Below are 12,719 nucleotides of genomic sequence, written 5' to 3' on the forward strand. Positions count from 1 at the left end.
ACCATCGGCTTCGGTTTGACAGTGGTTTCCTCGCTCAGCCTGGTGCCCAGGCCGCCTGCCAATATGACTGCTTTCATGCTGTCTCCGAGATCGTGAAAGAATGGTACGCAGACTGCATTATCAGGCACTGCCGTAGCATTTTAAACGAAAAGCACGGTGCAATTGGCCTCTTAGATGGGCTTTTTGGCACTGCAAAGCAACAGCGGACTAGCGCGGAATGGCTTTGATGACGTAGGCGGCGGCCTGGGCGTCTTCCAGCGCCAGGGCCGGATCGGCGCCGACGCTGGCCGCCAGCTGGCGCAGGGCCGCGGTGAGCAGGGGATTTTCCATGCGCTCGTGGATCACCGGCGCGCCCTGGACGATCTGGTAGCCGGCCTTCTGGAACAGCTCGAAGATCGTGCCGCGCGTGAACCAGCGCAGGTGCGCGCGGTCGAGGATGCCGTTGTCCTCGTAGCGGAAGTCGCCCAGGCACAGCTTGGCCTGCACGCTCCAGTGCTGCAGGTTGGGGATCACCGCCACGATGCAGCTGTCGGCCTTCATGACCTTGCGGATGCGGGCCAGCAGGGTTTCCGGATGGACCAGGCGTTCCAGCGCCTTGTCCAGTATCCAGCAGTCGACGCCGGCCTGGTCGCGGAAGAAGTCGTCGCCCAGGTGGTCGACGTCGCGCTGCAGCACCAGGTCGCAGGCGCCCTTGTTTTCGCTGGGCGTCTCGGTGTGCAGCTCGACCGCCGTGTACCGGCAGGCGGGCGCCGCTTCCTTGACGTCGCGCGCCAGGAAGCCGTCGCCGGCGCCGATCTCCAGCACCCGCGCCGGCGCCGCCGGCATCAGCGATTTGATCAGCTGGCGCACGCCCGCCGCCTGCTGGCTGGCGCGCTGCCAGTCTTCCAGGTGGTAGCCGCCGGTGCGCTTGACCGTGCCCTGCCAGTCGTGGCGCAGGTAGTTGCGGGCGCCGGGCTGGGTGTTCAAAAAATCTTCCTTCAGCCACGGCAGGTTTTGCACCAGCCGGTCCTGGCCGGCGCGGTGCAGCGCCACCATCGGCTCGGTCATCGGGGCGCCGTGCTTGGTCGGCATCGGCCAGGCCCGCAACACCTCGATATTGACCAGCATGCAGGCCGGATGCAGGTAGCGCACCGCGCCCTGCTCGTAGTCGACGTCGTAGCCGCCCTCGTTGACGTGGTTGACGTAGCCGACCCCGTACATGCCCGGCTTCAGCTCGGCCGCCATGGCTTCCAGGAAGCCCGGATGCAGCACGAAGATGTCCGAGTCCAGCACCAGCACCGGTCCCTGCAGCTCCAGGTTCTGGAACGCCCAGGCCATGCCGGGACCGTGGTGGATGTTGTAGTCGAAGTGGATGAAGCGCACGTTCTCATACCGCGCGCAGACCGCTTCGATGGCGCGGTAGTGCTGCTCGCCCGAACCGTCGATGATGGTGACGGGGTTGCTGTAATGCGCCCGGAACGAACTGAGTAAATCCTCGATCAATTCTGCGGAATTGTAGGAAACGGAAATGACGGGGATGTGCTTGACGTCCATGGGCTGCATTGTGTGGTGGTTCGGTTGGTTAACCGCGGTCGTAGACGGCTTGTTCGGCCGGCTCCAGCGGGAACGACGGCGTGCCTTTCATGCGCGCGTGCGGCTGCGGCACCGCGCGTTTTTCAAAGAACACCATGCTGTCGTAGTAGTGCACGGCGAAGCACGAACGGGTGAATTCGTTGGGCTGCAGGGCCGGATCGGGCGAGTGCCACGCGGTCAGCTGGTCCAGCAGCGACTTGGTGTATTCGATGAAGGTGCCAGGCTGGCGGTAGCCGCCGCCGAAGAAGCCAGGCCAGTAGCTGGTGTGGGTGTCTTCGCACAGGTAGACGCCGCCGTCCTTCAGGTGGAACCACAGTTCCTGGAAGGTGGTGATCTGCTGCGTCATGGTGTGGCCGCCGTCGTCGATGATGATGTCGAACTGCGGACGGTTGGCGACGATGCCGCGCAGCGAGTTGCGGTCTTCCTGGTCGCCGACGATGATCTCGATGCGCTCCTCGGCCAGTTCGGCGCAGCGCGGGTTGATGTCGACGCCGGTGATCTTGGCGCCCTCGCCGAAGTAGTGCTTCCACATCTGCAGCGAACCGCCGTGCAGCACGCCGAATTCCAGCATCGTCATGTCCTTGCCGCGGAACTGATGGAAGTGGCGCTCGTAGATCTCGAAGTAATGCATCCACTTGTGGATCATGCGGTGTTCATGATTCTCGAAGAAATCGATCAGGGTGCTGCCGTCGTTCTGCGTCATGTAACTCTCCTCTGTTGGGATTCGGTTGGCCGGCGGCTCAACCCTTGGTTAGCAGTATAGTGGTGGCCTGCTGCATCAGGGCGCTGATTTTTTCGATCGGATAGCTCGGCTCGACCTGTTCCCACACCGACGACAGGAACCAGATGCAATTGACCAGCTTGTTGGTCAGCATCTCGCGCACCTGCGCGCGGTTGCGCATGAACTTGCCATGCTGGTGGGCGTCGCACAGCAGTTGCAGCCATTCGATGTTGGCCTGGATGCGGATCTTCTCGTTGCGCTGGTCCTGGCCGCCGTGCAGGCGGAAGTAGCTCAGCGGTTCCGGCAGGTAGGCGCAGTCGCTGTTGGCCAGCACCGCCAGCCAGGTGGCGACGTCGGACAGCGTGGTGTACTGGCGGCCCAGGAACATGCCGAAATGGTCGGGCAGCTGGCTGCGGCGGAACAGCACCGTGGTCGGTTCGCCCATCAGGTTCTGGCCGTTGCTCAGGATCATGTCGCCGAGCGAGCTGCCGCCCACCGCCGTGGCGATCTCGAACATGCGCTCGGTGCCGTGGATCGGCGCGAGATACTTGCCTTCGGCGTCGATCAGCTGGCGGAACGAGGTCACCAGGCCGATGTTGGGCTGGCCCAGCATGCAGGCCATCATGCGCTCGATCTTTTCCGGATGGAACAGGTCGTCGTCCATCAGGTAGTTGACGTACTCGGCGCTGGAGCTGCGGTAGCAGTTGAGGAAGTTGTCCAGCGGCGCCAGGCCCGGCGAGCGCAGGTAGCGGATGTTGGCGTAGCGCGCCATGTAGGGGGCGAAGCGCTCGCGGGTCAGCTCGTCGGTGCTGTTGTCGCTGATGACGATTTCCAGGTTGCCCCAGGTCTGCGCCAGGATGCTTTGCAGCGCCAGTTCGGCGTAGTCGGGCCGGTTGTGGGTCGGCATCAGGATCGCCACCTTGGGCAGGCGCGTGTCGACCTGCGGCGGACGGGCGCCCGCGAACTGCGGCGCCTGCAGGCCGGCGTTGCCCTTCAGTGCGATCTGGGCGTAGCGTTCCTCCAGCTCGCGCACGAAGCGGGCGCTGTCGAACAGCGGGCAGCTCAGGCGCTGCTCGTGCAGCTGGCGCTTCAGCGCTTCCACCTGCGGGCGGTCGTGCGCCAGCGCCACCGCCAGGTCTTCGTATTCCTGCTGGGTGGTGGTGATCAGCTGCGGCATGTCGACCGCGTGCAGCAGGCTGCCGGCCATGCGCGAGGAGAAGGTGCGGCCGGCGCAGGTCAGCACCGGCAGGCCGGCCCACAGCGCGTCGCTGGCGGTGGTGCCGCCGTTGAACGGCGCGGTGTCGAGGAACAGGTCGGCCACCTGGTAGCGCGCCAGGTAGTCGGCCGGCATCACGCGGCCGGCGAACACCAGGCGCTCGGCCGCCACCCCGGCCAGCTCGGCCTGGCGGGTCAGGTTGGTGCGCACCTCGGGGCTGTCGGCCACCATCCACAGCAGGCTGTGGTCGGTGCGCTTGAGGATGTTCATCCAGCTGTCGAACACCTCGGGGTTGAACTTGAAGTTGTTGTTGAAGGCGCAGAACACGAACGCGTCTTCCGGCAGCTGGTTGGCGGCGCGCGTGGGTTTCGGGCCGATCACCCGCTGGCGGTCGTTGATCTGGAAGGTGCGCGGCATGTGCAGCGGCTTCTCGGTGAAGAACGGCTCCAGCTCGGGCGGCAGCACGAACGGGTCGGCGATCACGTAGTCGATGAAGGGCATGCCGGTCGGGCCGGGCAGGCCGAGCCAGGTGATCTGCACCGGCGCCGGGCGGTAGGCCAGGATGTTGGGGCGCGCGCCCAGCGTCAGGCCGTGCAGGTCGACCAGGATGTCGATTTCGTGCGAGCGGATCAGGCGCGCCGCCTCCTCGTCGCTCATGCCGCCGATGCGGATGTGCTGGTCCATGCCGGCGATCACGCGGGCGCGGATCGGCGAACCGTCCTCGTGGCTCCAGCAAAAGCCGAACACCTCGACCTTGCTGCGGTCGTGCAGGCCGTACAGCTCGGCCGTCAGGATCGACACCGCGTGCGAGCAGAAGTCCGACGACAGGTAGCCGATGCGCAGCCGTTCGTGGCCGTAGCCCTGCGGCCCGGTCAGCGGCTTGACCTCGGCGTTGACCTTTTCCTCGACATAGCGGCGCGAGGCGGCCAGCTGCTGGGCCGGATCGCCGGAGGCGCTCAGCATGGCCAGCGCCGAGGTGCCGGTCATCAGGTCCTCGACCGGGATGCCGCAGACGCTGGTGTTGTACACCGGCCATTTGCACTGCTTCTGGCGCAGGTGCACCCAGTGCGAGATGACGTTCTTCTGTTTCGGGTCGATCAGCAGGCTGCGCGTGAGCGCGTCCTCGGCGGCCGGGAAATCCTTCTGCAGCTCGAGCAGGCGGCCCAGGTTGTTGAGCGCCTGGATCACGTGCGGCTGGTCGGCCGGCAGTTGCGGATTGCTGTACTCGAGCAGCGCGCGCCAGCTGGCCAGCGCCTCGGCCGGACGGCGCTGGCGTTCCAGCAGGGTGCCCAGGTTCAGGTGGCCTTCGTTGAAGCGCGGATTCTGCGCCAGCGCCATGCGGTAGGCCGCCTCGGCCTCGGTCAGCTCGCCGTGGTCGCTGAGCATGACGGCCAGGTTGAACTGCACCGCGTAGGCCAGCGGCGACGGCGTGTGCGCCAGCCAGGCGCGGTACAGCTGGATGCCCAGCGGGCGCTCGCCGGCGTCGACCAGGTTCTGGCCGGTCTGGAACAGTTCGATGATGGGCAGGCTGCCCTTGTTGGCCAGCGCCAGGGCGGCGCGGCCGGTGTCGACGACGGTTTTCTTAGTTTGCATGGGTTTGGATGGTGTGTGGCGCGGCGAACCAGCGGTAGGCTTTCTCGACCGTCTGTTCCAGTGGACAGGTTTCGCTGACGCCGAGGCGGCGCACGGTGAAGCTGATGTCCGGGTACAGGTCGTCGTCCTGCTGCTGGCGGTTCGGCGCGGTGTTGAGCACCACGCGCGGCTTGGGCGAGACCTGCTCGCCGATCAGGCGCACCAGTTCATTGTGGGTCACCGGGGTGGCGCTGCCGAGGTTGTAGACCTCGCCGTCCACGCCCTTGGCCAGCGCGGCCAGCGTCCACCAGGCGGCGTCGGCGCCGTACAGATAGCTGCGGCGCGCGCTGCCGTCGCCGTGGATGCGGATCTCGCTGCCGGTCAGCACGTCGCGCAGGAAGCTGTTGATGGCCCACGGGCGGTCCAGTTCCTGGTAGGCGCCGGTCAAGGTGAACGGTCGCACGGTCGATACCGGCAGGCGGTACTGGCTGCGGTAGATCGCCGCCGTCATCTCGGCCGCGCGCTTGGCGTCGGCGTAGACGGTGTGCAGCAGGCCGGCCGGCAGCGGGAAGCAGTCGCTCTCGCGCAGCGGGCCGGGACGTTGCGGCGCGCCGGCCACCAGGCAGGAGCTGACGTTGACGAAGCGGCGCAGGCCGTCGAGCTGCGAGGCCGCTTCCAGCGCGTTGTTGATGCCGGACACGGTGGTCTGGAACACCCGCAGCGGGTCGGAGGCGTGCACCCGGTTGTTGGGGATGCCGGCCGCGTGGATCACGTAGTTGGTGTTCTTGGCGAACTCGAACGAGGAGCGCACGTCCTGCGAGCGCACCCGGATGTCCAGCCGCGTGGCCAGGTGCGGATACTTCTGCTGCCATTCGGTGATGTTGCGCGCGTACAGGTCGAGCGTGATGCCCAGGTTGTACTGGTCGTTCATCGCGGCCACCAGTTCGGCGATCCAGGTGCCGAGGAAGCCGGTGCCGCCGGTGACGGCGATGTGCTGGCGCGCCAGCGCGGCGCGCACGTCGGCCTGGGTGGCGCAGGCGGCCAGCGCGTCCTGGCGCGCTTCGGTGTAGCGTGGGTCGGCCATGGTTTAACCTTTCAGTGCTGCTGCGTTTTTCTCGGCCAGGTCGCGCGCGACCTCGATGATCAGGCTTTCCTGCCCGGCCACCGCGTTGCGCTTGCCGAGGCCGAAGAAGATGTCGCGCGGATCGACCTGGTAGTCCTCGGCGGCGCGCGCCACCGGCTTGGCGAAGCCGGAGAACACGCCGGCCAGGCCGGAGACGATGGACAGCGGCGAGATCGACGGCGCCACCGGATTGAATTCCTTCTCGGCGATGTCGGCCGCGTCGAGGATCTTGTACAGGTCGATGCCGGTCTCGAAGCCGAGCCGCTCGAACACCGCCACCAGCACTTCGAGCTGGGTGTTGCCGGCGCCGGCGCCGAAGCCGCGGATGGTGCCGTCGATGATGCTGGCGCCGGCGTTGACCGCGGTCACCGAGTTGATCACCGCCATGCCCAGGTTGTTATGGCCGTGGAAGCCGACCGGGATGTTCAGGCCGTTGACCAGGGTGTCGATGCGCTCGCGCACGTCGTCCGGGAAGTAGGCGCCGGCCGAGTCCATGATGACGATCGCCTCGGCGCCGTAGGATTCCATCTTCTTGGCTTCCTCCAGCAGCGTGGCCGGGGTCGCCATGTGGCTCATCATCAGCACGCCCCAGGCTTCCTTGCCGGCCGCGCGCACGTAGTGGATGTGGCGGTCGGTGATGTCGGCCTCGGTGCAGTGCGAGGCCACGCGGAACACGTCCACCCCCAGCTCGATGGCGCGCGCCAGGTCCTTCTTGATGGTGCAGAAGCCGGGGATCACGTGGATGCCCAGCCGCGATTTTTTCAAATGCTGGCGCGACACGGTCAGGATCTCGTCGTCGCTCAGCCGGCATTCGCCGACCAGCATCGAGGAGGCGCCCAGGCCGTTGCCGTGGCCGACTTCGATGATCGGCACCCGCGCCGCCTCGGCCGCCTTGCAGTAGGCGATGAAGGCTTCGCGGCTCAGTTGATGGCGCACGGCGTGGTTGCCGTCGCGCAGGGTGGGATCGCTGATCAGGATTTTCTTAGCCATGCTTGCGCTCCTCTTTGTGCTGGTCGTGCTTGCTGTGTCGGGCTTCGGCGATCATTTCCGCCATGGCGATGGCGGCGCAGTTGATGATGTCCAGGTTGCCGGCGTATTGCGGCAGGTAGTCGCCGGCGCCGACCACCTTGATGGTGGTGACCACGCGGCCGCCCTCGAGGGTGGGCGGCACCACCAGGCCGTAGCCCGGCACGTAGGACTTGAGCTTGGCCACCATGGCGTCGACCGCGGCGCGGATCGCCGGCAGGTCGGGGTTGGCGATCTTGGCGTAGATGGTGGTCTGCATGTCGATCGGCGGATTGGCCGGGTTGAGGATCAGGATCGCCTTGGCGCGGCGGGCGCCGGAGAAGCGCTGCAGCGCCTCCTCGGTGGTCTCGATGTACTCGTCGAGGTTGGCGCGGGTGGCCGGGCCGGCGCTGCGCGAGGCGATGCTGGAGGCCACCTCGACGTACTCGATGTCCGGGTGCACCGCGCCGATGGCGGCGGCGATCGGGATCGACGACTGGCCGCCGCAGGTGATCATGTTGATGTTGCGGGTGCCGGTGTCGAGGCAGGCCTGGGCGTTGATGGCCGGGATGCAGAACTCGCCCAGCTTGGCCGGGGTCATGTCGATCACGGTCTTGCCCAGCTTGTCGAGCGCGGCCCAGTGGCCGATGTGGGCCTGGGCCGAGGTGGCGTCGAACACCAGGTCGCAGATCGATGGATCGGCGATGATGGCCTCGATGCCGCGGTCCGAGATCGGCACGCCCAGTTGGCTGGCGCGCTTCATGCCGGCCGAGTTGAAATTGCGGCCGGCGAACAGGGTGCAGGCCAGGTGCTTGGAGCGCATCACCTTGATCATCAGGTCGGTGCCGATATTGCCCGAGCCGATGATGGCGATGCGAAGTTTGAGGGGCTGGGTCATTGCTGGTCTCCTGAGGTGTGCTCCGGCTCGGGGCGCGGCCGGCCCAGGATGGCGGCCGCTTCGGTCAGTACGGTGTCGAGCGAGGAAGAGGCTGGCCGGTAGCCGAGTTCGGCCGCCTTGTGGTTGCGCGAATAATAGTGCGGCTTGGCGCCGGTGGCGTTGACGGCCGGCGCCGGGCCGGCGGCGGCGACGCGGTAGCGCAGGCCGAAGTGGCGCTGCATCGCCTGCAGCAGCTCGGCCTTGGCGATCGGCGCGCGGCTGTAGCAGTCCAGCGCGAGGTTCTGCGGCGGCGCCTGCAGCACGCATTCGACCAGCCGGTGGAAGTCGGACGGATGCAGGAAGTCGCGCACCATGGCGTCCGGCGAGGTCTGCAGCTCGCTGCCGTCCTGGATGGCGCGCACGATGTCGGTGATGAAAAAGCGCGCGCCCAGGTCCTGGGTGCGGCTGAAGATATTGAACACCCGCAGGTCGACGATGGCGTGCTGCGCCAGCGCGCGGTGGCGGCACTCGGCGTGCAGCTTGGCGGCCGAATAGTATTCCTGCGGCGTCAGCGCGTTGATCGCGATCGAGGCGCGGGTGTGCTGGTCGGCCGGCTCCAGGAAGGTGCTGCCGTAGGCCGCGCCGCTGGACAGGAAGATGTAGCGCCGCTGCGGATGCTGGCGCAGGCCGCGCAGCACCAGCTCGTCGTATTCGAGCGTGATGCCGAAGATGTCGCCGCCCATGGCCGCCGCCCGCGACGGGTCGCCGACGCCGACGAAGTTGATCACGGCCTCATGTTCGAGCCGGCCGTATTCGGCGTAGGGCAGGGCCGGATAGCGCCCGGCCAGGCCGGCCTGCTCCAGCCACTGTTCGACCCGGGCCGGATCGCGCGCGTACAGCAGCAGCTGGTGGCGGCCCTCGGCCGCCATCGACCGCACCAGGTCGCCGGCGATCTGGCTGGTGGCGCCGAGGATGGCGATGGTCATGGCGGGCGGGCGCGTCATGAGGCCAGCGCGTTCTGCATTTCGCGCGCCAGCACCTCGTCGGGCAGGTTGGGCACCATGTCGTGCATCGGCGTCGACACCATGCGGCCGTCCGGCAGGCGCTTGGAGGCCACCGCCGGCAGGATGCGCTGGTCGCGCATGCCGACGATCTCGCAGAACACCGGGCCGTCCATGGCCAGCACGGCGGCGATGGTGCTCTCCAGGTCCTGCTCGCGCTCGCAGCGCACGAACGGCAGCTGGTAGCTGTCGGCCAGCGAGCGCATCGCCGGGATGAACACGCCGCTGGTGGCGTCGGCGCCGATCAACAGGCCGCCGAAGAATTCGCGCTGGGTGTTGCGCATCGAGACATAGCCGTCGTTGTTGACCACGAACAGCTTGACGTTGCGGCCGTACATGCGCATGGTCGCCAGGTCGTGCACATTGCTCATCAGCGAGCCGTCGCCGGTCACGCACACCACCGGGCGCTGCGGCTCGACGAAGGCGGCGCCGTTGGCGGCCGGCAGCGCATAACCCATCGCGCCCAGCGAACCGGACGAGAAGAAGCGCTGGCCGTCCTTCAGGCGCAGCGCCTGGCCCATGACGTAGAACGACGAGCCGGCGTCCGACACCACGCAGGCGTCGGCCGGCAGCGCCTGCGACAGCGCCTCGGCGAAATGGTAGAAATTCATGCCGTCGTCGGCGCGCTGGTGCGGCTCCAGGCGCACCGCGTAGCGCTCTTTCCACGACTGGCAGCAGGCGCGCCAGCCGGCGCCGGCGTGCGGCGCGGCCAGCGGCAGCAGCGCGGCGCAGAACTCGGCCACGCCGGCGCCTATCTTCAGGGTCACGCCGACCTGCTCGCGCGCCAGCACCGCCGGGTCGAGGTCGACCTGCACCTTGACCGCGTCCGGCGCGAACAGCTTGTTCTCCCAGCCGGTGGTCTGGCCGTGCAGGCTGGCGCCGACGCTGATGATCAGGTCGGCCGTCTGCACCGCCAGGTTGCCGGGGCGGTCGCCTTTCGGGCCGGAGTGGCCGACGAACAGCGGGTGGTCGTAGAACAGCGCGTCCTTGCCCAGCTGGGTGGTGATGACGGGGACCTGCAACTGCTCGGCCAGCTGGCGGAAGGCGGCGCCGGCATTGGCGGCGCGCACGCCGGCGCCGGCCAGCAGCAGCGGGCGGCGGGCCTGGGCCAGCATGGTGCGCAGCCGCGCCAGCGCGTCGGCGTCGACCGCCGCCGGCGCGGCCTCGGGGGTGTAGCCGGCCAGCGTGTCGGGATCGACCAGCGCGCCCTGGACGTCGAGCGGGATGTCCAGCAGCACCGGGCCGGGACGGCCGCTGGCGGCCAGGTGCAGCGCCAGCTCCAGGTGGTAGCGCACGCTTTGCGGATCGGTCAGCATGTGGCAGTACTTGGTCACCGGCTGCATGATGGGCACGATGTCGACCTCGAAGGTGCCGAACTGGCGCAGGCCGGGGATGCCGGACAGCGCGATGGTCTGGGTGCTCTTGCTCTGGCCGGTGATGAACAGGGTGGGGGCGCTGTCCTGCCAGGCGCCGACCACGCCGGTCAGGATGTTGGTGGCGCCGGGGCCGGCGGTGGCGAAGCAGACGCCGACTTCGCCGCGCAGGCGGGCGTAGCCGTCGGCGGCCATGGCCGACGCCTGTTCGTGATGGGCGCACACATAGCGCATGCCTTCGCAGCGGCCGACGGCGTCGACCAGGTGCATCATGCCGCCGCCATTGAGCATGAAGACGGTGTCGACGCCGGCTTCGCGCAGGCGGCGGACGATATAGTCGGCGACGCGGATTTTCATGGGACGTTCTCTTTCAGTTATGCGGGTTGGGCCAGGCGGAAGGCGTCCACCGCCCCCGCCATGGCCTGGCGGATCAGGAAGGTGTCGACGCCGTAGACCAGGAAGTTGGCGCCCAGCGCCAGCGCGGCGGCGATCTCGGCCGGGCTGCGCACCATGACGCCGGCGGCCTTGCCGGCGGTGCGGATGGTGCGCACCGAGTCGGCCACGATTTGGGTCAGGCGCGGGTCGGCGGTGTTGCCGCCGCAGCCCAGCGCCACCGACAGGTCGTACACGCCGACGTAGACCACGTCGAGGTCGGGCAGGGCGCAGATCGCGTCGAGCTCATCGAGCGAGGCGGCGTTCTCGACGATCACGCAGGACAGGCCGAAGCTGTTGGCCAGCTTGCCGCCGGTGTTGCTGGACGGGTTGGCGTAGCCGCCGGCGCGGGTGAAGGGGTTGTAGCCGCGCGTGCCGTTTGGTGCGAACTTGCCCATGCGAACGGCGGCGTCGGCCTGCGCCACGCCCGCCACCTGCGGCACCACGATGCCGTGCGCGCCCTGGTCCAGCGCCCATTGCACGGCCGAGGCGTCCATGCCCGGCACCCGCACCACCGGCGCCGCGCCGCCGCCTTCACAGGCGCGCACGCAGCGCTCCAGCGCGGACACGTCGTAGATGCCGTGCTCCATGTCCAGGATCACGAAATCGAGCCCGGACAGGGCCAGGATTTCAACCACGGTGGCCGAGGAGATGATGGACCAGATGCCCATCACCGGCTGGCCGGCGGCCAGCTTGGCCTTGATCGGGTTGCGCTGTTCCATGGCGTCAGAAGCCCACGCCGAAGAATTCTTCCAGCTTGGTGACGGCGTAGTCCAGCATCTCGCGGGTCAGGCCGGGGAACACGCCGATCCAGAAGGTGTCGTTCATCACGCGGTCGGTGTTGGTCAGCTCGCCGGCGACGCGGTAGTTGCGGCCGATCATGTAGGGCTGGCGCGTCAGGTTGCCGGCGAACAGCAGGCGGGTGCCGATCTTGTGCTGGTCCAGGTAGGTCAGCAGGTCCACGCGCGAGACGTTCGCTTCCGGCTTCAGGGTCATCGGGAAGCCGAACCACGACGGGTCGGAGTGCTCGGTCGCTTCCGGCAGGATCAGGAACTCGGCGCACGACTGCAGCCGCTCCTTCAGGTAGGCGAAGTTGTCCTTGCGGGCCTGGATGAAGCCGGGCGCGCGGTCGATCTGGGCCAGGCCGCAGGCGGCTTGCATGTCGGTGATCTTGAGGTTGTAGCCCAGGTGGCTGTAGGTGTACTTGTGGTCGTAGCCCATCGGCAGCGTGCCCAGGCACTGGCAGAAGCGCTTGCCGCAGGTGTTGTCCTTGCCCGGCGCGCAGTAGCAGTCGCGGCCCCAGTCGCGGAACGACTCGGCGATCATCTTCAGTTCGGCGTTGTTGGTGAACACCGCGCCGCCTTCGCCCATGGTGATGTGGTGCGCCGGGTAGAACGACATGGTGCCGATGTCGCCGAAGGTGCCGACCATCCTGCCATGATAGGTGGAACCCAGGGCGTCGCAGCAGTCCTCGATCAGCCACAGATGGTGTTTTTTGCAGAGCGCCGTGATGACGTCCAGGTTGTACGGGTTGCCCAGCGTGTGGGCCAGCATGATGGCCTTGGTCTTGGGCGAGATCGCCGCTTCCAGTTTGGTCACATCGATGTTGTAGGTGCCCAGCTCGACGTCGACGAACACCGGGATGGCGCCGAACTGGATGATCGGGTTGACGGTGGTGGGGAAGCCGGCGGCCACGCCGATCACCTCGTCGCCCTGCCGGATCGCGCGCGCGCCCAGCTTGGGCGAGGTCAGCGTGTTGAACGCGAC

At 67.6% G+C, this 12,719-nt stretch carries 10 protein-coding genes and 1 pseudogene; all 11 read right to left on the reverse strand.

The genetic code is table 11. The features are described 5' to 3' along the window. Nucleotides 1-77: pseudogene (locus tag AC1RMD_RS30895) on the reverse strand (glucose-1-phosphate cytidylyltransferase); the annotation flags it as partial. 130 nt (nt 78-207) lie between these two features. After that, a complete protein-coding gene (locus AC1RMD_RS30900) occupies nt 208-1,533 on the reverse strand; it encodes a methyltransferase domain-containing protein (RefSeq protein ID WP_492932646.1) in 1,326 nt (441 codons plus the stop codon). A gap of 28 nt (nt 1,534-1,561) precedes the next feature. After that, nucleotides 1,562-2,275, reverse strand: coding sequence for a class I SAM-dependent methyltransferase (locus AC1RMD_RS30905; RefSeq protein ID WP_492932648.1), 714 nt, complete (start codon nt 2,273-2,275; stop codon nt 1,562-1,564). A 37-nt stretch (nt 2,276-2,312) separates the two neighbouring features. After that, nucleotides 2,313-5,102 carry an O-linked N-acetylglucosamine transferase family protein gene (locus AC1RMD_RS30910; RefSeq protein ID WP_492932650.1) on the reverse strand — a complete coding sequence of 930 codons (2,790 nt, stop codon included), beginning with the start codon at nt 5,100-5,102 and terminating at the stop codon, nt 2,313-2,315. Then, nucleotides 5,092-6,165 carry an NAD-dependent epimerase/dehydratase family protein gene (locus tag AC1RMD_RS30915; RefSeq protein WP_492932652.1) on the reverse strand — a complete coding sequence of 358 codons (1,074 nt, stop codon included), beginning with the start codon at nt 6,163-6,165 and terminating at the stop codon, nt 5,092-5,094. The genes AC1RMD_RS30910 and AC1RMD_RS30915 overlap by 11 nt, the downstream gene beginning before the upstream one ends. A 3-nt stretch (nt 6,166-6,168) precedes the next feature. Next, nucleotides 6,169-7,194 (reverse strand): 4-hydroxy-2-oxovalerate aldolase, encoded by a 1,026-nt coding sequence (gene dmpG / locus AC1RMD_RS30920; RefSeq protein ID WP_492932654.1) that lies wholly within the window; start codon nt 7,192-7,194, stop codon nt 6,169-6,171. After that, nucleotides 7,187-8,107 (reverse strand): acetaldehyde dehydrogenase (acetylating), encoded by a 921-nt coding sequence (locus AC1RMD_RS30925; protein WP_492932656.1) that lies wholly within the window; start codon nt 8,105-8,107, stop codon nt 7,187-7,189. The genes dmpG and AC1RMD_RS30925 overlap by 8 nt, the downstream gene beginning before the upstream one ends. Continuing rightward, nucleotides 8,104-9,090 carry an NAD-dependent epimerase/dehydratase family protein gene (locus AC1RMD_RS30930; protein WP_492932658.1) on the reverse strand — a complete coding sequence of 329 codons (987 nt, stop codon included), beginning with the start codon at nt 9,088-9,090 and terminating at the stop codon, nt 8,104-8,106. The genes AC1RMD_RS30925 and AC1RMD_RS30930 overlap by 4 nt, the downstream gene beginning before the upstream one ends. Then, nucleotides 9,087-10,877, reverse strand: coding sequence for a thiamine pyrophosphate-binding protein (locus AC1RMD_RS30935; RefSeq protein WP_492932660.1), 1,791 nt, complete (start codon nt 10,875-10,877; stop codon nt 9,087-9,089). Before AC1RMD_RS30935 ends, AC1RMD_RS30930 begins: the two co-directional genes overlap by 4 nt. A 17-nt stretch (nt 10,878-10,894) precedes the next feature. Beyond that, the gene (locus tag AC1RMD_RS30940) at nt 10,895-11,674 is read right to left on the reverse strand and encodes an HpcH/HpaI aldolase family protein (RefSeq protein WP_492932662.1); all 780 of its coding nucleotides are present in this window, start codon (nt 11,672-11,674) and stop codon (nt 10,895-10,897) included. Between the two features lie 4 nt (nt 11,675-11,678). After that, nucleotides 11,679-12,719: lipopolysaccharide biosynthesis protein RfbH (gene rfbH, locus AC1RMD_RS30945; protein ID WP_492932664.1), on the reverse strand; the 1,041-nt coding region annotated here is incomplete at its 5' end.

Source organism: Duganella sp. GW822-FHT06D06 (assembly GCF_058799615.1).